The sequence below is a fragment of the Bacteroides sp. L10-4 genome, assembly GCF_013373675.1.
GTDB lineage: Bacteria > Bacteroidota > Bacteroidia > Bacteroidales > Bacteroidaceae > Bacteroides > Bacteroides muris.
In genome coordinates this window covers 10,913-37,242 of record NZ_JABXJH010000014.1, presented here as the reverse complement: position 1 = coordinate 37,242, position 26,330 = coordinate 10,913, and the positions used below count along the sequence as shown (strand labels likewise).

Here is a 26,330-nt window from a genome sequence, read left to right as displayed (position 1 = left end):
AGGGTGAATCAATCGGCACGAGGTCACTTGAACAACTTCGGCACGAACTCCGTCAGATAGATGCGCCAGTTCCTCCAGATATGTCCCTCGCCCGTTTCCAGATACTCGTACTTGCAACCGTTGTCATCGAGCAGTTTGCGGAAGTCCGTCACGCTCTTGAAGACAAAGTCACGGTTGCCGCAAGCGATGAAATAGAGTGCCGGTTTCTTGGCAAACTGCGTCTTCAGTTTACCCTCGAAGTCGGTATAGACCGGACAAGTGGACTTATCGTTTCTGGAAGCAGTACCCGAGAACAAGCCCACATAGTCGAACATATCCGGATAGTACTTCGAGATGCTGCAAGAGTGGAAGCCACCCATCGAGAGGCCTGCAATGGCACGGTGCTTCTTGTCCGGCAATGTGCGGAAGTTCTTCTCCACGAATTTCACGACTTCCGGGAAAGAGAGTTCGAAGCCTCCTTCCGGAGCGGAAGCACGTTCCTTCGGACTCATGGAAGGGATAGTGAAACCTTTGGGCGATTCACCGGGAGCGGCATCCTGCCAGGCATTGCCGTTGGTCATCACTACAATCATCGGTTCGGCCTTGCCCTGCGCTATCAAGTTATCCAGGATTTGTGAAGTACGACCCAAGGCAATCCATGCCTCTTCGTCACCTCCGGCGCCGTGCAACAGGTAGAAGACGGGGTAACGCTTCTTGCCGTTCTCGTAGCCGGCGGGTGTATAAACCGTCAGACGGCGATCCATACCCAACGTAGGACTATTATACCACATACGTCTCACTGTTCCGTGAGGCACTTTGTTCACCTTGTAGAGGTCGGCACGGTCACCGCCGATGATGAACACATTCGTCACAGTTGCCACGTCGCGAATCATATAGACGTTGCCGGGGTCCATTATTTTCAAGCCGTCTACGTAAAATGAGTAGCCGTACAGTTCGGGGTTCAGCGGTTCGGCAGTGGTATATTCCCACACGCCGTCCTTGCCCTCCTTCATATCGACGGTGCCCGGAGCGTCATACTCGCCCCTCGGTGTCTGGATGGTGTGCGGCGGCAGGAAGTCACCCGTCAACTGCACCTTCACGGCTTTCGGCGCCTTCAAGCGGAAAGTGACCGTATTGTCATCATGAATTTCCGGCGAAACTACCGGAGCACCGCCCCACAAGGCTTGCTGCGCAAAGGTTATTGCACAAATCAGCAACAGGGTAAATAAAAGTATAAATTTCTTCATAATCATTTTAATTGTTTAAGGAGCTGGAAGACATTGAAGGGAATTATCACCCTTCGGGCTTAAGAGTCAAAGCCGACAGCCCGGTTATGAATAAACCTTTTTCAATGATAACTTCTCAATAACAACCCATCATTATCGAAACTATCGGCTTCTCACTCCTATATAAATCTTATCTCTCAAAGCACCGGCTCACAAAAGGCAAACACATATACAATGCCGAATGCCAGTATTCACCGGTGTGTCCTCCATCGCGCACGCGGAACTGGCAAGGAATGCCGGCATTGCGCATCGCCTGGAAGAACTCGATGTTACGGTCGAGCAGGAAATCATCGTCACCGCAATCCACAAACCACTGCACGGTGCGCAGAGCGGCTTTACGGGCCTCATCAGCCTCCAGCACATACTTGATGCAACTATGCTCCTGCACCGAACGGGTCAGCACAGCCACCTTGTTCGTGGGGTCGGGGTCTTTTCCCGCCGCCTCACCACTGACGGGGATATTCATCAAGGCACTCATGGCATACGCCGCACAATAGAGGTCGGGATAGCGCTGCGCGTAGCTTGTGGTTCCGCCACCACCCATCGAAAGGCCCGCAACGGCACAATGCTGACGGTCGCCCACCACACGGTAGGTCTTCTCGATATAGGGCATGAACTCCTTGTAGAAGAAATCCTCGTAAGCCCATCCCGGCATGTTGAAGTAACCGTTCCAGCACGTGGCCGGATTGCCTCCGGCGTTGGGGCTGACGATAATCATCTCGCACGCCTCGCCCGATGCCGTCAGCTGGTCCATCACGTCCTTCACACGCTGGTCCGTAAACCAGCTGGTATTCACCCCCGACATGCCGTGCAGCAGGTAGAGAATGGGATACTTCCTGTCCACCTCCTTGTCATAGCTCTGAGGCAGATAGATGGTATAGGCGCGGTGCGTCTTCAGCACCGTGCTGTAGATGCTGTCGGTCACGACCTTGCTTTGCGGTCCCCATGCAGGATTCTGTGCATTTGCCATCCACAGCGAGCAGACGGCAAAAAGAGAAAGTATCAATCTTTTCATAGCATAGATTTTAAAAATGTACTACAAAATAAGTGCTTTCCATTCTAAAACGGATTGATATATATCAGTTTTTTCAGGTGATGCACATGCATACCTCATCTCTTCACCATGGGATGCACAGCCACCGGCACTTGTGCCCGCATGGCATCGTGCACTTTCTGCTTGCGTGCCTTTGCCACCTTCTGCACCGTAGTGCAACGCACGTCGGCCGAAGAGGCGGCAGCCATCCATTGATATTCACCCTTAGCCAACTCCCAAGAACTGCTTTTCTCGTTGAAGGAGGCCATGTCCATCACGTTCCACTCCAATGTCAGGGTCTGGCTCTCGCCGGGTTTCAGCAGACGGGTCTTGCCGAAGGCTTTCAGTTCCTTGACGGGCTTGTCCATGCCGCCCTTGGGAGCTTTGACATAGAGCTGCACGGCTTCACGGCCTGCCACCTTGCCGGTGTTCTTCACGCTCACTTTCATGCGGCAGCGGTCACCGTCGATGGCAGCCTCTTCCACCGCATATTCAAAGGTGGTATAGCTCAGTCCGTGGCCGAAGGGGTAAGACACCTCTTTACCAAAGGTATCGAAGTAGCGGTAACCCACGTAGATGCCCTCCTCGTAGAGGGTGAAATCGACGTTGCGTTCCGGCTCTTTCGGTTTCTCCTCTTTCTTGTCGGACTTGAAGTTCATGCCGGTACCCATGGCGAACGACGGCAACTTGAACTCATAGTCGAAGGGAAAATTGGCATCCGACGGCGCGTCGCCATACTTCACGGCAAACGTCATGGGCAGCTTGCCACTGGGGTTCACCTTACCCGTCAACACGTCGGCAATGCAGTTGCCCACTTCCTGCCCGGGCTGGAAAGCGCATACCAAAGCATCTGCCAGTTCCTTCCATGAAGCAGTCTCCACGGGGCTGCAGATGTTGAGAACCACCACCAGCTTCTTGCCTGCGGCACGATAGGCGGCAGACACTTGCTTTATCAGAGCCAGTTCGTTCTCCTTCAAGAGGAAATCTTCCACACGGCGGTCGCAGCCTTCACCACTGACACGTCCCAGCGTAAGCACGGCGATGTCGTTGGCCTTCACTTGCGCGGCCAGTTCCTCGGCAGTGGGCAGGAACTCTTCGGCACGGGGCAGCGGAGTGAACGAGAAAGGAGGACGACCGTGGGGGAAGAGGCGTTTCTGCTCGTCGGCCATGTGCTTCTTGTAGCGGTTCAGCAAATCCTTATCTACCGTATAGCCCGCATTGCGCAAGCCTTCTACCATAGAGACCGTATAATATCCGAAGCCCGTACTGCCGAATCCCATACCGGCAGGAACCATGTCGTAAGAAGTAGTGCCGTAAAGGGCTACCTTCCTGATGCCGGCAGCCATAGGCAGCGCATTCTTGTTATCCAGCAGCACGATGCCCTCGGCACCTATCTGACGGTCCACTTGCGCATGGGCTTTGAGGTCGGTCTCGTTGGGATAATTGTAACCGGAGAAGGTGTGGCTCTTCACCACAAACTCCAGCACACGCTTCACGCTGAGGTTGAGGAGCGCCTCATCCAGCGTGCCGTTCTTCACGGCTTCCAGAATGGCGTTGTACTGGCGTTCCTGCCCCGGCTGCAACATGTCGTTACCTGCCGCGATGGAAGTCACGGCATCTTTTCCGGCATTCCAGTCGGACATCACCAATCCCTTGAATCCCCATTCATTGCGGAGGATATCTTCGGTCAGTTCGCGGTCTTCGCAGGTGTATTTGCCGTTCACCTTGTTGTAGGCGGTCATCACGCTCCAGGGCTGAGCCTCCTTGACGGCTATCTCGAAGCATTTCAGATAAAGCTCGCGCAAGGGGCGCTGCGTCAGTCGGGAGTCGTTGTTGTTGCGGTTGGTCTCCTGGTTGTTCACGGCGAAGTGCTTCAGGCAGGTGCCGGTACCTTCGCTCTGGATGCCGTTGATGTAGGTGGCGGCTATCTTGCCCACCAGCACGGGGTCTTCGGCATAATACTCGTGGTTTCGTCCGCAGAGGGCGTTACGCATCAGGTTGACACCGGGAGCGAGGAGCACGTCCATACCGTAGTCTTTCACTTCGGTGCCCAGAGCCTGGCCTACACGGTAAGCGGCATCAGGATTGAACGTAGCTGCCACTGTGGTGCTCGAGGGGAATTCGGTGGCGTGATAGGTGCGGCTGTCGAACTCTCGTTTGGAAGCCATCGCCAGGCGGTGCGGTCCGTCGGCAAGGAAAGCCGATGGGATGCCCAGGCGGGGTATGTCGTAGGTACGTCCGGCGGTACCGGGGAACTTGGAGTCACTGCCCATCGACATGCCGCATCCGATGACGAGGTGTACCTTCTCTTCGAGGGTCAAGGCGCTGACCACTTCATCGATGTTGTCGGCACGCAGCACGGGCGAACCGGTGGCGGGCACCGGCTGTGCATTCACAGCCAGCGCCACGCAAAAGGTGAAAAGGGGAGTTAAGAATCTTTTCATGTTTTATTAGGATTACCAACCTGTATTTTGCTTGATATTGGGATTCACATTCAATTCTGCATGAGGAATAGGCAACAGCATGTGTTTGTCTTGGAAACCATACACAGAGTTCTTTACGTTTTCCGGTTCCAGTCTGAATTCAAATACCGGATTCTTGTCTGCATCCACAACCGGTTCGCCATCAGCACCAATTTTGACAAAGTAGCCATAGGCTGGAATGGCCTTGCCTTGTTCACCTAACACAGCTTTTGCATCACCCCAGCGAACCAAATCCTGGAAACGAACACTCTCCAAGCAAAGTTCAAGGCGTTTTTCCTTCTTCACATCATCCAATGTCACGGAAGAAAGCGGAACAAGCTTGGCACGAGTACGGATTTCATTAATATACTTCACAGCCTTGTCGGCAGAGCCACCACCCATTACATGAGCCTCAGCGGCCATAAGCAATACTTCTGCATAACGCATCACACGCAGGTTAGTATATTGAAAGCACTGGAACCCACTTTGATCAATAATATTATCTGAGGCCAAAAGGCGAGTTTTCCAGAAGAAATAGCCCTCGTTACCAACCAGATAGAATCCCGGATTAATAGCCATTTCCACTTCATTCATTTGTTCATAGGTACGCATCGTACTCTTCAGACGATAACCGTCCACCCCTTCTCTTTCGACAAAAGCATCATACAAAGACTTGGTAGGGTTAAAGAATCCATAAGTACCCATTGCAATGCCCTCTTCAGACAGAGCCTTAACACCATATGACATGTGGCTTGTACGCCAGCCCAACATTATATAGAACTGTACGAACTGACTCCATATTTGTTCGCTATTATTGCGACGTTGTACTTCAAGCATAGATTCACTACAATTGTTAGTCACAGCATGTCCCAACATGTCAAAGCCGCCTTGATATAACTCATATTTCTTAGAATTAATGACTTCGTCCAAAACAGTAGCAGCATCAGAATATTTACCTTGGAAAAGATAAGCTTTACCAAGATAAGCTTTAGCTGTTTCAAGCGTAACACGTGAAGTAGCATCCTCATCGTTTACACCGGATTTAGATGGCAATGCACCGGAAGAAATGGCTTCTTCAAGATTCTGCTCCACAAAGGCCCACAGAGTTTCAGGTGTACTGTTGCTCACGTGATACTCGGACGGAGATAACAAATGGTCCACCAAAGGAGCAGTACCCCACAAAGTGACCAACTCAAAATAAGACCATGCCCGATAGAATTTAGCCTCGGCCACAGCACGTCTCATGATTGGAGAATCACCTTTTACATTCTCTATGATCAAGTTGGCTTTATAAACCACAGTATAAAGTCCGGAATACAAACCGGAAACCAGACCATTGTCTGTAAAGAACGTGAATTCATTCAACTGCTCCATCATGGCATTGTCACCACGGGAGCCACCACCTGTATAGGCATCATCAGAGAGGCTGTTTTTCACATAAAACCAATTGGAATATACATCACGCCAAGAGATAAGCATAGAAGCCACGGCAGCCTCAGCCTCTGCATCAGTTCTATAGTAATTCTCGGGACCTCCCAGACTACCGTGTTTCTCTATATTCAAGCGGTCTTCACAGCCAGTGCATGCCAAGGTAAACAAGGCTGCAAAAAGTACATATATATAATGTGTTGCTTTCATTGTCTTATACCATTAAGTTTAAAAGTTAGAATTCTATATTGAAACCAAGCACCACTTTCTTGGAAGCAGGATAACCACCCATATCAATACCCATACCCGTAGTGGCGTTAGCCGAAGATTCCGGATCGAAACCGGGGTATTTTGTGAAAACGAAGAAGTCGTCAAGTGAACAATAAAGGCGCATGTTGTTGATAAATACCTTTTTCAGCAGTGATTTCGGCAAGGTATAGCCCAACTGAATCTGCTTGATGCGGAAGAAAGAAGCATCGTAAACCATCGCATCGGACTGGATGTACTGGTCTATATTATTAGCATTAGCCAAAGGTACTGTACCGGTCGGATTGTTTGTAGACCAATGATTATCATACCAAACTTCTTTCAAACGGTTACTCTTACTATAATCAGGACGGTAGTAACAATGGAAAATATCGTTACCTTGTGAACCCGTACCAAATATAGTAAGGTCAAGCCCTTTATAGGCAGCTGTCAAGGTAATACCATACGTAAAATCGGGAATGGCATCACCAATATAAGCCAAGTCGCCTTCATTAAGAGTGCCGCTGTTATCAAGGTCCTTGAAAGTAGGATTGCCCTTTTCGTCCAGACCATTAAACTGATAACCACGGAAATAGTACACCGGATAGCCCTTTTCAAAGTAGCTCAGTTTGTAAGTATGGAATGAAGCTCCTTCAATACGAGGCTGTGAGGGATCCAGATAAGTTACTTCATTCTTCAATGTGGCCAAGTTGGCACGGATGCCGTAGCTGAAATCCTTGATGTTATCGCGCCAGCCCAATTCAAACTCCCAGCCTTTGTTGCTTACATTACCGGCATTCATCGGAGAGGTCTTTCCACCGATACTGAGAGAGGGTTTCGTATCCAGCACCAACAAATCTTTCGTCTTCTTTTCATAATAATCTACGCTGAAAATCAAGCGGTCACGCAGGAAACGGGCATCCATACCAAAATCAATCTGTTCGGATGTCTCCCATTTCAACTCATCATTACCCAATGAAGCGGGGTTCACACCAGTAGTGAAACCATTGCCTCCGGTCAGCGGATAGATACCGCTGGAAGCCATATCCGTACTGTAGGCATAACCACTCAATGCGGAAAGGCTACCGTTCTGTCCCCAACTGGCGCGCAGCTTCAAGCTGCTGACGTGCTGTTTCACCGGCTCAAAGAACTTTTCTTCCGAAACCGTCCAACCTAAAGAGACTGCCGGGAAATATCCCCAACGGTTTGTCACTGGCAGTTGTGACATATCTGCCGCATCAGCACGCAGCGAGAACTGAGCCATATAGCGCCCCATATAATCGTAGCTTGCACGGCCAAAGTAAGACATCTTGGCCGAACGGGTCTTCTCACCACCGATACCCTTGATTGCAGAAGCAGCACCGTAATTCAGATAAAAGAACAACGGATTGTTCTGAAGTACGGCATGCTCGCCATCCGGGTCGAGAGAACCTTTTACATAGTCGTAAGTGGATTCTTGGAACGACATACCCAGCATGGCATTGATGGTATGCCCATTGAACGATTTTACGTAATTGGCAAAGTTTTCCCATTGGTAATAAATGCTTGTAGAAGACTGGCTACTTACGTTTACATAATCACGTTTCTGTATTGAGTTGCCATAGAAAGGCAAATTGGTTGTAGCAGAGCGAGTGCCCCCCAGACGGTAGCCGAAACGGGAAGTAAAGGTAAATCCCTTGATGGGCGTGAAGTCCGCATAAATAGAACCATTGACATTGAATCCGCTGTTACGGCCGATGGTATTCTTACGCATCACTGTAGGATGGTAGTTTTCACCTTCATAGAAAAGAGAAGAGGCATAATAGTTGCCGTTTTCGTCCTGCAACAAAGTACTGCCTTGATTCAGTGCATTCTGCATGTGGGCAGGCAATTTGTCCGGTGCATAAGTGTCCGGTGTCAAAGGATCCATCATCAAGACAGCTTGCAGGAAACTGCCATAAGCATTCTGCGTAGATACACCGCGAGTATTATACTTCTCAATCTGGTTTGTCGTACCTACCTTCAACCAGGGCTTTATGTTGTACTCGGCATTGACGGTAGCTGTCATACGTCTGTAAACATCGTCTTTGCCTTTTACAATACCGTCATTGTCCAGATAAGTCAGTGACAGATAGTAATTCCCCTGCTCGCCACCTCCGGCAAAAGCCAAGTTATGCTTCATCATCAATGAGTTTTCAAAGGCAATATCCAGCCAGTCCGTACTGGTCTTTCCATCCCAATTGGCTTTTATGAAATTGGGGTCGAAAGCACTGCTTTCCGACATGTAATCAACGTATTCTTCTGCATTAAGCAACTTGGGCATACGGGCAATGGATTGCGTAGAAAGCTGGAAGTCATACGTAATTTTTCCTTGTCCGGCTTTACCTTTCTTTGTTGATATAAGGATAACACCGTTACCGGCCTCAGCACCATAGATAGCAGCGGAAGCAGCATCCTTCAACACTTCCATGCTGGCAATATCATTAGGGTCGATACCGGCAATGCTGCTCATGCGTACGCCATCCACCACATAAAGCGGACTGGAAGCCGCATTGGACGAATAACCGCGCACACGTACCGTAGGTGAGGAACCCGGAGCGGCAGAAGTCGTAATCAACTGCACACCGGCTGTCTTACCCTGCAAGGCTTGTGAAGCATCACTGATAGTACGGTTTTGCATGTCTTCGGCCTTCACCTGCGAAATGGCACCCGTCACGGAGCTTTTCTTCTGCACACCGTAACCTACTACCACCACTTCGTCCAGCGTCTCGCTGTCTTCTTTCAAGACAATGTTCATCACACCGGCAACGGCTTGTTTCTCTTGGGTTATGTAGCCGATGTAAGAGAAAATAATTGTCGCTTCCTGATTTACATTCAATGTATAATTACCGTCAATATCGGTAATACAACCGTTGGTAGTACCTTTCTCTACGATACTTACACCAATCATCGGTTCATTCAGGTTGTCAGTCACCTTACCGGTCACTTTCACGGTCTGGGCTTGTGCCAGAGAGAAAGGAAGGCAGATTAAGAGAAAGAGTGCCATAGCGGCAAGTCTCTTTCGGGCTGCTTGATTCATGATTCGTTTCATTTTAGTTAGTTTAAAATTAGATTTATAGTTACATTATTAGTTACAAGTCGATGGTTATTAATAGGGTTGACACCAACCGTATCTCATTGTATATGGATAACCGTAATTGACTACTATTGTATAAGGAGGATGATGTACGCTTTCTAAATCATAACCTGGGTTTGTTGGTGAGGTAGCACTATTTATCTCATAAACCTGAGTTTGATATATTTCAGTTTCTTTACCTTCGCAAGGCAACGTCACCCCTCGTCAGCGGGGCAACGCACCCCCTCGTCAGGTTATCCCAAAGGATATTCGTTCTGGTCGCCGTCCTCACCGGAGCCACCGTTTCCGCTTCCGCTGCCAGGCACCTAAATGTTTTTGCCATAATATTGAGTTGTTTTAATGTCAGTCCGATGAATGGGGAAACCGTTCACCGGACCAGCTCTATTATTTAAAGCCAACAATTCGGTTCTGCGTCGGAAAGCCTCAGAATCCCCGCGTAGGGAACGCCCGTACCACCTCCAGCAATTCCTTGTCGTGGTGGTGCTTCACCTCGCAACGGTTGTTGAAGAACATCGTGGCTCCTCCTTCTTCGGTATAGGCATCCCACTGAGGCAGGCCTTCTGCGTTGGGATTGCCCGTGCGGGCGAAGTTCAGCCAGGCACTGCTCATCTTCTCGGCCAGGGCCTGCGCTTCGGCGCCGCCGCCCGTCATGGAGGCGTGGACCACGGCATTGTTGAAGGCGAAAGGTATCTCCATGCAGTGCGTGCTGCGGAACATGCCGTCGAGCACCGGAGATTCCCAGGCGAACATGTACATATAGACCGGAGCACCCTGCTGCGCAGCTTTCAGTCTGGCTTGCTCCACCGCACCGGGGCGGAATACGAAATCCACATCTACCAAATCCTTGGGCTGGTAGTTGGGGTAAGCCTTCGCGAAGGCGGCGAGGAAGTCGTCCGTGCGGTCAGCGTAGCGTTGTTTCAGGAATTCCACGGCTTTTTCTTTGGTGATGGTGCGGAAAGCGGGCACGTAGGTGCTCATGGTGAACTCGTGCAAGGTAGTTCCTATCATCACGGGCACGTCCTTGCTCTGTGCAGGCGCCTGCGGGTCGAAGGGCTGTGCGGGCAGCACGTCTCCGTCCACGGTGGGCGCCCATCCGAAGATGAAGGTGGATATGCCGTCCTCTTTCTCGGCCTCGGCCTTCACCTTGGCAACGGCTTTCTCACCGGCAGCAAACAGCCGTTCGTAAGGCATCTTCTGCAACTCGTCTATCTGCGAGGCTTTCAGTCCCAGCTCGTCCATCACGGCTGCGCCGATGCGACGGGAATACTTGGCATTCATCGTGCGAAGCATGGAGCCGCTCTGAACGATGGCCTTGTGGTAGAGCCCTTTGGCAGACGGAGTGGCAAGCAATGTAGATACCTTTCCGCCGCCGCCCGACTGTCCGAAAATCGTTACGTTTTGTGCGTCGCCGCCAAACGCGGCTATATTCTTGTTTACCCATTGAAGTGCTGCCACGAGGTCGAGCAGGCCGGCATTGCCGGATTTGGCGTATTTGTCGCCGTAGGCGGAAAGGTCGAGGAAGCCGAGGACGTTGAGACGGTGGTTGAGCGTGACTACCACCGCATCACCTTTCTTGGCAAGGTTGAAACCGTCGTAGGAGGGAAGTTCCTGCCCGCTGCCTGCCGCATAGCCGCCGCCGTGGAGCCACACCATGACGGGACGCTTCTTGCCATCGTTCAGGCCCGGAGTCCAGATATTGACCCGCAGGCAGTCTTCGCCGGGATAGCCGTCGTCCCAGTGGAAGGCGAAAGCATGCTCGTCGGCACCCCAGCCGGCACGCTTCCCCTGCGGACAGGTGGGACCGAACATGCGGCTACTGCGCACGCCTTCCCATTTGTCGGCAGGCTGGGGCGGCATGAAGCGCTCTGCCTTGGCGTAGGGAATACCTTTATATATATAGATACCGTCTTGCAGGAATCCTCCCACTTTGCCCGACTCTGTTTCGGTGATGGCTGTCTCGGAAGAGGCGATGATTTCGCCCGGAGCTTGTTGCGCGTCGGCGGTCTTCACGCCCGCTGTCTGTCCGCAAGAGGAGAGAATCAGCAGGAAGGCCAACGCAAGCATAGATAAAGGTTGCTTTTTCATGGTTGTATACCGTTTTTTTAAGTTGATAATTTGTCTTTGACTTGCTTTTAGTGAACAAGTTGACAAGGCTACAAGAAGGGATAAACAGCCCTCGGCCTATATCTTGCTTTTTAAAGCGATTACAAGGAAAAGCCTTGTTCACTTGTAGCCTTGTTAACTCGTTCACTTTTTCCGGTTGCAATATTACGCCGATTGCGCCGGAGGGGCTGGCCGATATGTAAAAAGGATTTGCCCGGAAGTTTAAAAGCGCTTGCCCGTAGGTTCAAATGTTTGCCTTTTTGTTCAAAACATGCTGTAAAGCAACTTATATTCAATTTTTTATCCTTATTTTCGCACATCATTCAAAACCTTTTAATATGACCTTGCCTAACCGGAAAATCCTTTGCACCCTGCTCTGCCTGCTGGCCGGAACTTTGTTTGCCGTCTGCTTGCAGGCATGCGATGCCAAAGAGCCATCATCTGAAAACCAGGATGCCGAAATCGAAAGTCCCATCATCGCCAACGACCTCTCCAACCAGAAAGTCACCGCCATAGCCGAAGACGCGCAAGGCCATATATGGATAGGCACGTTCCGCGGGCTGAACAGATACGACGTGCACGACTACCACCAGTACTTCTGCACCGACGACTCGCTGGGACTACCCGACAACCAGATTACCCACCTGCTGCGCGACTCCAAGAACCGCTTCTGGGTGGGCACCGTGAACGGTGTGTGCCTCTATACCGACAAAGACAATTTCCGCATCATTCCTGTCGAAGCCGACAACAAGAACATACGGCAAATACTTGAAGACCGCAACGGGCGCATCTTCCTGAACACCGGTTTCCAGCTCTACGCCTACCACCCCGAAACGGAAAAAATTACCTGCGTACTGCCTGACATCAGCTCCGGACATACCTTCTACGCCCAGTGCCACATTGCCCCCGACAACAACCTCTGGGTAATGACTGCCGTCAACCTCTACTGCTACGACCTCTCCACCTTGCAACTGAAAGAGACGGTTGCCCTCAGCGGATATCCCTACTATTCTTATCTGCACAATAACGAGTTGTGGATAACCGGCAACCACACACTCAGCATCTTCGATACCCGCACGCGCAGCTTCAAGCCGCTGCCGCAGCCCATCGCCCGAAACACCACGCTGTGCAACGCCGACATCGTCTACATACATCCCTACGGTAACAACAGTCTGCTGCTGAACACTGCCAGGCATGGTATGTTCTACTACAACCCGGGCACCGGCAGTGTGACCCGCCAGGACGAGAACGGATTCCCCTTCGAGATGCCCCGCTTCCGAATCAACCAAATGTTCACCGACTCGCAGCAGAACCTGTGGATAGGCTCCGTAGACCAGGGATACACCGTGTGCTACCACTACAAGGAGCGGTTCAACAACGACAACTACCTGCGCTCCGAACTGAACAACAAATCCGTGGTGTCGCTAAGCGCCGGCAAAGACAACAAACTGTGGATTTCCACCCTGATGGACGGCATCTACGTGTATGACACGAAGAGCAGCGAAATCAGGCACATCGACCCCGAAACGTTTTGCGAGCAAGAGAAACAGAAAGCCATCTACGCGAACCAGCTGATGGTGGACAGCGACAACAACCTATGGATGGCCATCACCAACAACGAAGTACTGAAAGCACGCTACACGCCCGACGGGCAACTGAAGATAGAAGAACGGCACCGGATTTTCCTGCCCATGTCCATCACCCAGTCGCCCGACGGAACCATCTGGATAGGCACCGCCACGGTCAACGTCTATGCCCTGCGCCCCGGCAAGAAGGAATTCGAGGCGATGAAGCTCTTCGAAGGATTCACCTTCGTGCCTGGCGTGGCGATGATGGACAACCGCCGGCTGATGGTGACGGGCTTCTACCAACCCATCAAGCAGATTGACATCGAAAACCTGGAAACGGGCACGGTGGACATCGCGGAGGAGGACTGGAAAGCCTGCATCCGCCGCTCCGTATTCGTCCCCACGGCCTTGTACAAAGACACATACGGCATTCTCTGGATAGGCACCGTAAGCAACGGCCTGATGTGCTACCATCCCGAAACGGGCCGGATGACACCCATGCCCGGCACCTCCTGCCTCGACATATCGGGCATCGAGGAAGACCTGCAAGGCAACCTATGGATAAGCACCCAATACGGTCTGAGCAAATATGACCGGACAACCGCACGATTCACCAACTATTACGCCGCCGACGGCATAGGCGGAAACCAGTTCTACGACCGCGCCTCGTGCCGCCTGCCCGACGGCACGCTCGTCTTCGGCGGCACGCACGGGCTCACACTCTTCAACCCCATCGACGTACCCATAAAGCGCAACATCCCGCTGCTGTTCAGCGACCTGAAGATACACAACAAGCTGATACGTCCGCAATTGCACGGAGAGACCATCGACAAGCACCTCTCCTACCGCCCCGACATACACCTGCGACACGACCAAAACAGTTTCAGCATCTCCTTCTCCGCCCTGAACTACAGCGAGTACGGACGAGTGCACTACCAATACCATCTGGAGGGCTTCGACAACTACTGGATAGACGCCCGCAACAACCACGAAGCCTACTACGCCAACCTGCCCGCCGGAGAGTATGTGTTCCACGTGAAAATCACCAACAACGACCGGAGCATCGTGGAGGCCGAAAACTCCATCCGCATCAAGGTCTATCCTGCCCCCTGGCACACATGGTGGGCCTACTGCATCTACTTCCTGTCGGCAACCACCCTCGTACTTCTCTTCCTGCGTGCCCTTTTGCGCATCAGGGCAGAAAAAGGAGCCGCCCGCCGCGCCCGCCTGGAAAAAGAGCAGGAGCAACGGGTGAACCGAATGAACATGAGTTTCTTCGCCAACATCTCGCACGAATTCCGTACTCCCCTCACCATGATTTCCGGACCGGTAACGCAACTCTGCAACAGCTCCCGGATAGAAGGCGAGGACAAAAACCTGCTCCTCATCGTACAGCGCAGCGTAAGCCGCATGCTAAGGCTCGTCAACCAGATGATGGACTTCAACAAACTGGAGAACGACACCCTGCGCCTGCAAGTAAGACGCACCGACGTCATCGCCTGCCTGCAACGGCAAGTGAGCGTCTTTCAAGTAAACGCCGGTGACAAATGCATCGACCTGAGCACCCATGGGCTGGAAGACACCTTCCTGATGTGGCTGGACGAGGACAAGGTGGAGAAAATCTTCAACAACCTGATGTCCAATGCCCTGAAGTTCACTCCCCAAGGCGGGAGAATCAACGTCAGCTTCGACGTGATAAGCCGTGACGATGCCTCGCAATCCTTCAGCCTGCCGCCAGAGGAGCGGGCCACGCAGTACATCAAAGTATCCGTAGCCAATACGGGACAGAACATCCCTGAAGACAAGATAGAGAAAATCTTCGAACGCTATTACCAGATAGGAAACCAGGCAGAAGGAACCTACAACTGGGGAACCGGCATCGGTCTGTACTACGCACGCAGTCTGGCCGTACTTCATCACGGACAACTGAAGGCCCGGCAACCCGACGAAGGAAGCGGCGCCGTATTCACCTTCATACTGCCCGTCAACGACGCAGTGTATGCCGAGGACGAACGGGCAACGGAACAAAACAACCAGTCGGAAGCCTTCCCGCTCGCCTCCGCCTCGCAGCTTGCCGGAGACAAGGCCGGCACCGACGAAAAGCAATTCACCGTACTGGTGGTGGACGACGATACCGAAGTGGCCCACTACCTGCGCATGCTCCTCTCCTCCCACTATAAGGTGATATGCCGCTTCAATGCCGACGACGCACTGAAGGCCATGCGCGAGGAGGCTCCCGACCTGATTATCAGCGATGTGGTAATGCCGGGAAAGGACGGTTACCAACTCTGCCGGGAAATAAAAGAGGACCTGCAGCTTTGCCACCTGCCGGTGATTCTGGTAACGGCCAAAGCCACGATGGAAAACCAGGTGGAAGGACTGAATACCGGAGCCGACGCCTACGTGACGAAACCCTTCGACCCTACCTATCTGCTGGCACTCGTCAAGTCATTGCTCAGGAACCGTGAAAAAGCACGCAGCATGCTTGGCAGAGCCACCCAGACGGACAAGATAGAAGAAAACATCCTCTCCCCGCAAGACAACGTCTTCATGACCGAACTCTACCACCTGATGGAGAGCGAGCTTTCCAACCCCGAACTGGACATTGCCCGCATGACCGAGCTGCTGAGAATATCACGTACCAAGTTCTACTATAAAGTGAAAGGACTGACCGGCGAGAATCCCAGCACCTTCTTCAAGACCTACAAGTTGAACCGCGCCGCCGAACTGATAACGGAAGGGAAATATACCGTCTCGGAAATTGCGGACATGACGGGGTTCAGCACGCTGTCCCACTTCTCGAAGAGCTTCAAGAAACAGTTTGGAGCAAGTCCGAGCGAATACGGCAAATAAAAGGACGGGCTACTTAGCCTGCTGCATGAGGGTTATGCCTTTCAGGGGTGAAGGTATAACCTTCATTCTTTTATCAACCGCTCCTTCTATGCACGAGATGCACATCTCAAACAGCGTGAGATGCACATCTCGATACACATAAGATGCACATCTCGTGCATGCAAGGACTACGCCTTAAAATAAGAAAGGAATAGCCTTGCGGGTTACCGGGCTTCCGGTATGTTAGTCGAATCATATACAATCATCGCACGGCCTTCGGACAACTTCCTCGCAGTGGGAGGCATCTTGATGAAATAGTTGGAATAAGGTTCCGAGCCTTCCTGGTCTCCATTCATCAGTCTGTGGGAAATACGTATCATCGTCTGAATATAGGCCAGCGACAAAGAGGATTTCAGATAAGGATAATGTCCGCACCAGATATCCTTGATGCCCCCTTCCTTCATGAGCTTTTCCATACGGCAACACGACTCATGGAAAGTGGCGACGGGAGACATCGGCACGCACTGCAGCCATACTTCGCCCGAACCGAACGCATCACCCGAATAGCAGTCTCCGTTTGCCTTGTCCAGGAGTACCACCGAGCCGGGCGTATGTCCGGGCATCCATGCCACTTCCAGCTTGCGTCCGCCCAAGTCGAACACCTGTCCTTCTTCCATATAGAGGAACTCTCCTTTATAATCCGCCGCATGCTGGGCCACCAGCACCGTATCGGCCCGATGCATCCATACTTTATCGAAATACTTGATGCATCCGGCATGGTCGGGGTGCATGTGGGTGACAATCACTTCCAGCGGTTTCGGGGTTATCTGTCCCACAATCTTATCCAAATCCGCACAACGCGTGCCGGTATCAATCAGTACGGCCTTGTCTTCGCCCTCTATCAGATACATGGTAGTATGGTCCCAAGTAGAGAACACCCAGGTCTTCTCTTTCAGCAAGGAAACCTCCACCTCTTCATTCTTGAATACCGTCTGCGCCCCTATGGACATGCAAGCAAGCAGCAGGGCAAACATCACTAAACTTCTTTTCATGTTTCTCTTATTTATACAGTTAAATCGAATTGCGAATTTCTCAGGATAAATCAATAACCGGGATTCTGTTTCAGGTTGCCGTTCACTTCCAACTCGTTTTCTGGAAACGGCAGCCACTCGTCGCGACCGGGAGTCCAACCCGCCAACGGCTTTTCATTGTCGACATAGGTAATCTTGGTCGTATAACGGGCGTTGTAGATGCCTGCCGCCGTAGTCAGATTATTACTCGGGTCGGGTACAATCTGGAAGGTCGGCAACTTTTTCCCTTTATCCGCCAATACCGCCGGAGCATCTCCCCAACGCTTCAGGTCCTGGAAGCGTGTGCCTTCCATGGCAAGTTCCAGGCGGCGCTCCAGCTTTATATCGGAGAGCGTCACATGGCTCTTTCTGGGAAGACGGGCCCTGTCGCGCACTCTGCCCAAATATTCGTCGGCACCGGCCTGGTCGCCCGCCTGGAGGCAAGCCTCGGCAGCCATCAACAAGACATCCGCATATCTGATGACCGGAGTGTTGCTCTGGTTTCCACACCAATACCCTACAAATTCGTCATCGGTGCTTGCCAGCCATTTCAGACGGAAATAGCCTTCGCTGGCATATTTATTGGTCGTCGTGTTCACCGCAATGTTCATGGCAACCACCTGCTCCCAGGTTCTGATCCAAGCATTCAAACGATACCCGTCAGCACCCTCTTCGGCCACAAAGGCATCATACAAGGACTTCGACGGATTGAAATAGCTGTAACCGCTGGTGGTGTTGAACTTATAGTGCATGGACGCTTCCGGACCGGCTATAAAGCCGTAGCCGAATCCCCAATTGGCCAAGATGCCGTACCAGCCCTCCTGAGAATACATGTTGGAAGGGTCGTAATGGCGCACACACTCCAGCACATACTCCTCGCAGCCTGCAGAGGCCGGATGATAGAACGTGCCGACGTCGGCTATCAAATCGTATTTGCCGGAGGATATGACCTTCTCCAACTCACTTTTGGCATCGGCATATTTCTCCTGATACAGATAGACCTTTCCCAGCAAGCACCGGGCAGCCTCCAGCGTGGCGCGGGTTCCCCCGTCCCTATCCTCCGGACTCGCTTTCGAAGTGAGTTTCCCGGAAGTTATAGCTTCCGTAAGATCCGTCTCCATGAATTTCCACAGCTGTCCGGCAGTGGAGTTGGGCACCTTATACTCTTCCGAATTTTTCAATACCCTATCTACCAAAGGAGGAGTCCCCCACAAAGTGGTCAGCTCGAAATAGCAGATGGCTCTGAAGAATTTGGCCTCGGCAATGTTTCTTGCCTTCACTTCACTCTCAGCGGCATCGAACCGCTCAATCACCAGATTGGCCAAATAAATCGTGGCATACAACCTCTTATAATAGTTTTCCACCCAACCGTTCGTGGGCACTATCGCACTCTCGTATATCTCCTGCGCATACACCTGGTCGGAGCGGGCACCGCCCGAATTGAAATCATCGGCCAGGAAGTTTTTCAGGAAGAAACCGTTGGCATACTGCGAGGCTTTCTCACCACGCCCGGAATAAGCATTCCGCCAGGACGCATAGACGGCAGCGATGGCAGACTCGCACTGTTCGTCCGTCTGATAATAGTTCTCTTCATTCTCTACACCTTTCTGGGGAATATCCAGCAAATCGACATCGCATGCGGAGAATGTGAGTGCACACGCCAACAGTCCGGACAAGATATATTTTCTTTTCATACTTCTTCTATTTTATATAATTCAAAATGTAACTGATAAACCGAACACCACCTTTTTCGTCGTGGGATAATTTCCGTAATCCACGCCCATACCACTGGTAGCCGTGGATGAAACCTCCGGGTCGAGTCCCGGATACTTGGTGAACAAGAAGAAATTATCCAACGAGGCATATATCCTCAGCTTGTCGACCAGGAACTTCTTCGTAACCGTCCGGGGCAACGTATATCCCAGCTGTATCTGCTTGATGCGGAAATAAGAGCCGTCAAAGATATAGGCATCGGACAGGCCATACTTGTCTGCATTCGTATTCTGCGGCCGCGCAAACTTACGGCCGGTAGTCCCGTCCGCCGTCCAGCGCTGGTCGTACATCTCCTTCAGCGTATAGGATATCGAATTATAACTGTAGGACATGAACACGTCATTGCCCACGGAACCGTTACCGAAAATCAGGAAATCAAGATTCTTGTAGTTGGCAGTCAACGTGATGCCATACGTGAAGTCCGGCATCGGCTTGCCGATCATCGCCTTGTCACTGGCATCAATAGTACCGTCGCCCGTATTATCCCTGAATACGGGATTCCCCTTGTCGTCCAGATGGTCGACCTGATAGCCTCTGAAATACCACACCGGATAGCCTACCTCGAATGCGGAGAACGAACCGTTCGAAGCCATCGTAGTGGCGCCTTCTATGCGTCCGCCGCTGACATGCGGATCCAGATAAGTAACCTCGTTTTTCAAAGTGGCCAGATTGGCGGTCACAGAATAGCTGAAATCACCGGCTTTGTCTTTCCATCCGGCTTCAAACTCAAAGCCCTTATTCGTCACATTACCGGCATTCATCGGAGCCGACGAGTTTCCCGCCTCATAAGGAATGACAATGTTGGACACGATCAAGTCTTTAGTCTTCTTCCTATACCAGTCCATACCAAACGAGAAGCGGTCTTTGAAAGCGCGCAGATCCATACCCAAATCCAGCTGTTCGGAGGTTTCCCACTTCAGGTCAGGATTATAGAGCTGCGAAGGCTTGGCGGAAGTGACATAGTTCATCGCCGTATTGCTGAAAGAGTATCCGGCAGCCGAAGTCACCAGGGAATTGGAATACTTATAACCACTCAGATTGCTTGTGCTTCCATTCTGTCCCCAGCTGGCACGCAATTTCAGGAATGTCAAAGGGGTATTGTTCTTTTCCGTGAAAAAGCGCTCGTTGGAAATAACCCAGCCGGCCGATACCGACGGGAAATAACCCCAGCGATTGGTGCCCGGAAGCACGGAAGTATCGGCGGCATCGGCACGCATGGCCGCTTGCAGCATATAGCGGTTTTGGTAATCGTAAGCCAGACGGCCGAAATAGGACAGTTTGCGATTAATCAGATTGTAACCGGCGGTACTCTTCACGGCATCTCCGGCAGGATACGAAACGTCGGCATACAAAGGATCGTGCTTGGCTGTCTTGTCCACACCGGCAGAAACGTAAGTGAAGTTATTCTCGCTGTAAGACATACCCAGCATGGCAGACACATGATGCTTGTCCCACAAATCCGTACTATAGTTCACAAAGTTCTCCCACTGGTAATAAGTAGTGGAGGAGTTGGAGCGGCTGGCCCCGTTCTTATCCTTATTATTGGCGGAAGCCGAGCCGTAATAGAGATTGTTATACTGATAAGTGTTTGCGTTCAGTTCTCTGTAACCCAGTCGGGTAGTAAACACAAATCCTTTGAAAGGAGTCAGGTTGGCATAGAGCGTTCCCATCAGACTGTTGCCGAAGTTCTTCTTGTCGCTCATGCGGATGGCTACCATAGGATGTATCTGTTCCATGGAACCCAGACAGCTGTAATAATCGCCCTTGTCATTGCGCAGCAAAGTAAAGCCGTTGGCAATCAATGCCTCCATCTGCTTAGGAAGCGCATCGGCAGCATAAGTGTCCGCATAATAAGGAGCCATGGTCATCACGGTAGCAATCATGCTGGAATATGAATTGCCCGCACTGCCGTCATTGATGGATTTCTGCGTATATTTTGCATAATTGGCAGTAACACCTACCTTTAACCAGGGTTTAATGTCATAGTCGGCGTTCAGCATGACGGAAAGCCGCTTGTAGGTATCCTTGTTTTCACGAAGAATACCATTGTCATACAAATTGTTTAATGACAGGAAGAAAGAGCCCTTGTCATTCGCTCCCTGAAAGTTGACCGTATGATGGGAGGATGGTGAAGCATTAAAAGCCACATCATACCAATCGGTAGTCGATACGCCGTCCCATGTGCCGCTGGTAATAAGCTCCTGGATATTATCATCTGTAAAAGTAGGGTCTTGCTCCTTCTTTTGCAATAAGGCTTCTTGCGAATTAATCAGCTTGGGACGTCGGGCCAGGCTACTGATGGAATATTGAAAGTCGTAGGAAATGCTGCTGGTGCCTTTGCTTCCGCTCTTTGTGGTAATAAGCACCACGCCATTACCGGCCTGCGCACCATAAATGGCAGCGGATGCGGCATCTTTCAGGACTTCCATGCTTTTTATATTGTTAGGATCCACAGCACTCAAGTCGGATACTATCAATCCATCTACCACATAGAGAGGGTCGGAAGTGCCATTCGACGAGAAACCACGGACACGAATGGTAGGCGAGGCGCCCGGTTGCGAAGTCGTGGATATCAGTTGCACACCGGCTGTCTTGCCCTGCAGGGCTTCTTCCACCCGGGTAATAGAGCGGTTCTGGATGTCTTCCGCCTTCACGGAAGAAATGGCACCCGTCAGGTCACTCTTCTTCTGCACACCATAGCCCACCACTACCACTTCATCCAGCGTCCGGGTGTCTTCCTTCATCGTCACATTCATTCTCTCCGATACGGCTTTCAGCTCCTGTGTCACATATCCGATGTACGAATAGACAATGACGGCGCCTTGCTTTACCTTTAAGGAATAATTTCCCTCCATATTCGTAATCACTCCGTTGGAAGTACCCTTTTCAAGTACACTCACACCAATCATCGGTTCTCCCAAATCATCTGTGATCCGTCCCGATACCATCATCGGACTTTGCGCCAGCATATAAGGTATTCCCACCAAAAGGAACAGCCAGAATGCCATCAGCTTTCTTTTAAAGTTGTTTTCCATAATGCTTAAATAATTAGATTTGTTAATAAAAAAGCTGCATTCACTCATTGCAGGATTTCCGATACAATTTTATCAAAAGAGGAAATAAGAGGATATTGAGAAAATACAAAAACATTTCTTATATGTTCAAATATCATTTCCTGTACGTTCAAAAAATTATCAATATGTTCAAAATATGCCTTACAACATAATCCAGGTAGAAAAATCACTGTTACAGCAAATATCACCTACTTATTTTCTTTCTACTTTTGTCTGCTTCAGTGTAAAAAAACACTTTCCGCGAAACATATCCTAATACGCTCCATATATGAAAAAAATCATCCTTTCCCTCATTGCTTTATCTGCAACGGCCGTGTCTTCGTGCAAACCGGCAACCGCCCAAGAAGAAGCGGAAAAGCTGGACGTTCATAGAGTTTCGGCAACCATCTCCAATCAAAGCATTACAGATTTCCAAGAAGACGCGCAAGGCTATATCTGGATAGGGACCACGCGCGGACTGAACAGATTCAACGCCCACGAATACCGGCAATATTACAGTTCCAACGACTCACTGCAACTGCCCGGAGACAGGATTCAGGACATTTTCATGGACTCACGCAAACGCTTATGGATAGCGACAACCGACGGAACATGCCGATATACCGACCAAGACAACTTCCGCCAGATACCCATAAACGTACCATACAACAATAGGAACGGACATCAGTTCATAGAAAGCAAGGATGGAAAAATCTTCTTAAACATGGTGGTACATCTCTGCGTCTATAATCCCCAAACGGACACCTTCAACCGCATTTTCATCAACTTTGACCCAGACAAGACCTATAAGCAGACCTGCTACATGGATAACAACAACTGTCTGTGGGCCGTCAACCCCGTCTCCATCCGATGCTACGACTCCCGAAACATGCAACTGACAGATTCCATCCCCATGCCGCAGAAGATTACCTACTCTTACATGCACAACCACACTTCCCTATGGCTGGCAAGCAAGAACCGGCTCTTCATATTCGATACCGAAAGCAAAAGATTCAAAACGACTCCCGACGCAATAAGTAATCATCCCATCTTATCGAAAGCCGCTATCACCTATATACACCCGTACGACAGGAACAGCCTACTAATCTGCACACAGAAGCATACATTCCTTTACAACCATAAAGAAAACACCGTCATACGTGAAAAGGAAAACGGATTTCCGTTTGAAGTCCCGCAACATGGCGTCAAATGCATGTACACCGACTCGCACAAGAATCTGTGGATAGGCTCGTCGGACCAAGGGTATACCGTACGCTATCATTACAAGGAGCGTTTCAACAGCAACAACTATCTACGCTCGTTCTTCCATCAGAAATCCATCATAGCCCTCGATGCCGACTCCTGTAACTTGTACATATCCACCCTGAAAGACGGAATGTATGTCTACAACCTGAGCACCAAGCATATAGAGGCTGTGAATATCAGCAGAATCCTACCTGCACAAAACGCAGAAAATATAATTGTCAGGCACATCTATCACGACAAAGACCGACACATCTGGCTTGCCACCAATACCAATCAGGTCATAAAATGTGTGCTTGAATATAATCAATTAAAAGCAACGGATATCTTCTCCGTCCCTTCCGTACTGTGCATAACGCAAGACCGTAACGGAACAATATGGGCCGGCAGCTTCAGCCAGACAATATATGCCCTGAAAAAAGGAGAAAAGGAATTCACGCCCGTATCACTTTACCCCCAGTCATTTTTCACCTTCACCCCCACCATACACCCTCTCTCCAACGGAGAAGTATGGATTGCTTCCTTTGGCAACAAGATTCGTTCAATAAACCCCGATACATGGAAAATCCGGATACCGGACATCTCAAGGACGGACAGCCTGGCCTGCATACGCCGCTCTAAATTTATCCCTTCCGTATTATACGAAGACAGCCAGGGAGATATCTGGATTGGGACCTCCCATAACGGGCTTTTACGATATACTTCGCAGAATCATAAATTATCTCCTATATCCGGCATTGGCTGCACAGAGATTTGCAGCATCGAAGAAGATATACAAGGGAATCTATGGATATCCACATTATACGGATTAAGTAAATATGAGCGCCAGACCAATCAAATCAGCAACTACTATGCAACTGACGGTATCGGCGGCAATCAATTCTACGACCGTGCATCCTGCCGACTTTCAAACGGAACCTTAGTATTCGGCGGCACTCACGGAATGACATTCTTCAATCCGATGGAAACTCCTTTCAAATACCATGTTCCACTCACTTTCGAGAATCTGAAGATTCATAACAAGCTTATATATCCCGGAAAGAATGCAATCATCGACAAAGACCTCTCCTATCAACCGGACGTACACCTGAAACATGGTCAGAGCAGCTTCAGCATATCATTTGCCGCATTGGATTATAGTGAATATGAACGAATACACTATCACTACCAATTGGAAGGCATCGACCGCTACTGGATAGATGCACACACCAACCGGGAAGCTTATTATGCCAACCTTCCCACAGGAACTTATATGTTCAAAATAAAAATCACCAATGAAGACCAAAGCATAATCGGAGAAGAAAAACGACTGCGCATTATCGTCAAACCGGCTCCTTGGAATACTTGGTGGGCAAGATGCGCCTATGCTCTGGCAATCATCGGAATAACCGGTACACTTATACACAGTTGGCGGCGCGTAAGAATTGAAAAAGAAACCGCCTGCCGTGCCGAACAGGAAAAAGCACAAGAGCAGAAAATGAATAAAACATACATGAGCTATTTTACAAACATATCCCACGAATTCCGGACACCACTGACCACAATGTTGGGTTCCATCAGACAACTGTGTGCCGCCCAGACCAATACAGTGCCCAACCGGGAACTACTAAATGTCCTGCAAAACGGTATTCTGCGAATGCTCCAGCTAGTCAACCAATTACTTGATTTTAACAAATTAGACAACGACAACCTGGGACTGGAAGTCCAACAGACCAACCTCGCCTCCACCATCAAACGAATCATCAGTTTCTTCAACATCAATGCCCAAAGCAAGAATATAACCCTAAGCATTCATGGATTACAACACGACATCCTCTATTGGGTCGATGAAGACAAAGTAGAGAAAATACTGAGCAATCTGCTTTCCAATGCCATGAAGTTTACTCCTATAGGAGGCGAAATAGAAATCTCGTTCGCCATCGTCACGCGTCAGGAAGCCGAAGAGTTCTTCAGCCTGACAGAACAAGACCAAAGCGCCCGATATATCCGGATTTCCGTAACTAACACCGGAGAAAATATTCCGGAAGAACAGCTGGAAAAAATCTTTGAGCGGTTCTATCAGATAAGAAACGACAAAGGGACTTACAATTTGGGAACCGGTATCGGGCTTTATTATGCCCGTAGCCTTGCCCGGTTGCACCACGGACATCTGAAAGCAGCAAATCGAAAAGAAGGAAACGGAGCCATGTTTATCCTGATTCTTCCTGCAGACGATTTCTCGTACACAAAAGAGGAACGGTTCTATGGCAAAAAAACACTCCTGAACAATACTTCCATAGAACCTGCGAAAATAGAACCGGATACTGCCCGTGAAGGTAAAACAAGTCCAAAAACAATACTCATAGTAGACGATGACCCGGCCATCATGCACTATCTGCAGATTCTGCTGACCCCACATTATCACATCATCAGCCGGCTCAATTCCACCAACATCTTCCAGACCATTGTAGACGAAGCTCCGGATTTGATACTGAGCGATGTACTGATGCCGGACAAAGACGGTTACCAGCTTTGCAAAGAAATCAAAGCAAACCTGCAATTCTGTCACATACCCGTCATTCTAGTAACTGCCAAATCCACCGTGGAAAACCAGATAGAAGGATTGCATACCGGAGCTGACGCATACGTGCCCAAACCTTTTGAACCGGCTTACTTACTAGCCCTGACCGAATCACTATTGACAAACCGTGACAAAATACGTAAATTCCTGATGAACAATACCCGGACAAGCCAGATGAAAGAACTTGCCCTTACCCCAAAAGACGAGACCTTCATGGAAGAACTGTATAAACTAATGGAAAAAGAATTGGACAACCCGGAGCTGGACGTCACGCGGATGGCTGAATTACTCAAAATCTCCCGTACCAAATTTTACTACAAGGTGAAGGGATTAACCGGCAAGAATCCAAGCGTTTTCTTCAGAACTTATAAGCTGAACCGCGCAGCCGAACTAATCAAGGAAGGAACCTATACCATTTCCGAAATAGCGGACATGACCGGCTTCAATACCCTTCCCCACTTCTCTACCTGCTTTAAAAAGCAATTCGGCATAAATCCGAGTGAGTATCAATAAACCTTGTACATCTCCTTCATCACTCACGGTTCTTTCATCTACAGGA

Annotated in this window: 11 protein-coding genes; 2 read left to right on the top strand and 9 right to left on the bottom strand. The window is 50.2% G+C overall.

Annotated features, from left to right (window positions below; translation table 11 throughout):
* Positions 1–23: 23 nt before the first annotated feature.
* From HU824_RS06575 to HU824_RS06550, 6 genes are all read right to left on the bottom strand, one after another.
* Positions 24–1,226, bottom strand: coding sequence for an esterase (locus HU824_RS06575; RefSeq protein WP_176468424.1), 1,203 nt, complete (start codon positions 1,224–1,226; stop codon positions 24–26).
* Between the two features lie 169 nt (positions 1,227–1,395).
* Complete coding sequence (locus HU824_RS06570) at positions 1,396–2,280, bottom strand: esterase family protein (protein ID WP_176468423.1); 885 nt, start codon at positions 2,278–2,280, stop codon at positions 1,396–1,398.
* Positions 2,281–2,375: 95 nt separating this feature from the next.
* A complete protein-coding gene (locus HU824_RS06565; protein WP_176468422.1) occupies positions 2,376–4,742 on the bottom strand; it encodes a glycoside hydrolase family 3 C-terminal domain-containing protein in 2,367 nt (788 codons plus the stop codon).
* 12 nt (positions 4,743–4,754) lie between these two features.
* The gene (locus tag HU824_RS06560; RefSeq protein WP_136010621.1) at positions 4,755–6,398 is read right to left on the bottom strand and encodes a RagB/SusD family nutrient uptake outer membrane protein; all 1,644 of its coding nucleotides are present in this window, start codon (positions 6,396–6,398) and stop codon (positions 4,755–4,757) included.
* A 25-nt stretch (positions 6,399–6,423) separates the two neighbouring features.
* Positions 6,424–9,504 carry a TonB-dependent receptor gene (locus tag HU824_RS06555; RefSeq protein ID WP_176468421.1) on the bottom strand — a complete coding sequence of 1,027 codons (3,081 nt, stop codon included), beginning with the start codon at positions 9,502–9,504 and terminating at the stop codon, positions 6,424–6,426.
* Positions 9,505–9,972: 468 nt separating this feature from the next.
* Complete coding sequence (locus HU824_RS06550; protein ID WP_176468420.1) at positions 9,973–11,634, bottom strand: carboxylesterase/lipase family protein; 1,662 nt, start codon at positions 11,632–11,634, stop codon at positions 9,973–9,975.
* Positions 11,635–11,990: 356 nt separating this feature from the next.
* Between HU824_RS06550 and HU824_RS06545 the strand changes: the two genes are divergently transcribed.
* Positions 11,991–16,073 (top strand): two-component regulator propeller domain-containing protein, encoded by a 4,083-nt coding sequence (locus tag HU824_RS06545; protein ID WP_176468419.1) that lies wholly within the window; start codon positions 11,991–11,993, stop codon positions 16,071–16,073.
* A gap of 203 nt (positions 16,074–16,276) precedes the next feature.
* Here HU824_RS06545 and HU824_RS06540 read toward each other — a convergent pair whose 3' ends face one another.
* Genes HU824_RS06540 through HU824_RS06530 form a run of 3 tightly spaced genes read right to left on the bottom strand, consistent with a single transcriptional unit; the run spans position 16,277 to position 21,930 of the window.
* Positions 16,277–17,104 (bottom strand): MBL fold metallo-hydrolase, encoded by an 828-nt coding sequence (locus HU824_RS06540; protein ID WP_016272048.1) that lies wholly within the window; start codon positions 17,102–17,104, stop codon positions 16,277–16,279.
* 50 nt (positions 17,105–17,154) lie between these two features.
* Positions 17,155–18,816: a RagB/SusD family nutrient uptake outer membrane protein gene (locus HU824_RS06535; protein WP_176468418.1), complete on the bottom strand. Its 1,662-nt coding sequence runs from the start codon at positions 18,814–18,816 to the stop codon at positions 17,155–17,157.
* Positions 18,817–18,837: 21 nt separating this feature from the next.
* Positions 18,838–21,930: a TonB-dependent receptor gene (locus HU824_RS06530; protein ID WP_176468417.1), complete on the bottom strand. Its 3,093-nt coding sequence runs from the start codon at positions 21,928–21,930 to the stop codon at positions 18,838–18,840.
* Positions 21,931–22,237: 307 nt separating this feature from the next.
* On the opposite strand from HU824_RS06530, the gene HU824_RS06525 reads away from it, so the two are divergent.
* The gene (locus HU824_RS06525; RefSeq protein ID WP_176468416.1) at positions 22,238–26,284 is read left to right on the top strand and encodes a hybrid sensor histidine kinase/response regulator transcription factor; all 4,047 of its coding nucleotides are present in this window, start codon (positions 22,238–22,240) and stop codon (positions 26,282–26,284) included.
* Positions 26,285–26,330 lie beyond the last annotated feature (46 nt).

What these genes read in the sequence shown, in the direction of transcription:
- HU824_RS06530 (WP_176468417.1), bottom strand. Translation starts at nt 21,930, where the DNA reads ATGGAAAACAACTTTAAAAGAAAGCTGATGGCATTCTGGCTGTTCCTT.
- HU824_RS06525 (WP_176468416.1), top strand. Translation starts at nt 22,238, where the DNA reads ATGAAAAAAATCATCCTTTCCCTCATTGCTTTATCTGCAACGGCCGTG.
- HU824_RS06540 (WP_016272048.1), bottom strand. Translation starts at nt 17,104, where the DNA reads ATGAAAAGAAGTTTAGTGATGTTTGCCCTGCTGCTTGCTTGCATGTCC.
- HU824_RS06570 (WP_176468423.1), bottom strand. Translation starts at nt 2,280, where the DNA reads ATGAAAAGATTGATACTTTCTCTTTTTGCCGTCTGCTCGCTGTGGATG.
- HU824_RS06550 (WP_176468420.1), bottom strand. Translation starts at nt 11,634, where the DNA reads ATGAAAAAGCAACCTTTATCTATGCTTGCGTTGGCCTTCCTGCTGATT.
- HU824_RS06555 (WP_176468421.1), bottom strand. Translation starts at nt 9,504, where the DNA reads ATGAAACGAATCATGAATCAAGCAGCCCGAAAGAGACTTGCCGCTATG.
- HU824_RS06545 (WP_176468419.1), top strand. Translation starts at nt 11,991, where the DNA reads ATGACCTTGCCTAACCGGAAAATCCTTTGCACCCTGCTCTGCCTGCTG.
- HU824_RS06575 (WP_176468424.1), bottom strand. Translation starts at nt 1,226, where the DNA reads ATGAAGAAATTTATACTTTTATTTACCCTGTTGCTGATTTGTGCAATA.
- HU824_RS06535 (WP_176468418.1), bottom strand. Translation starts at nt 18,816, where the DNA reads ATGAAAAGAAAATATATCTTGTCCGGACTGTTGGCGTGTGCACTCACA.
- HU824_RS06560 (WP_136010621.1), bottom strand. Translation starts at nt 6,398, where the DNA reads ATGAAAGCAACACATTATATATATGTACTTTTTGCAGCCTTGTTTACC.
- HU824_RS06565 (WP_176468422.1), bottom strand. Translation starts at nt 4,742, where the DNA reads ATGAAAAGATTCTTAACTCCCCTTTTCACCTTTTGCGTGGCGCTGGCT.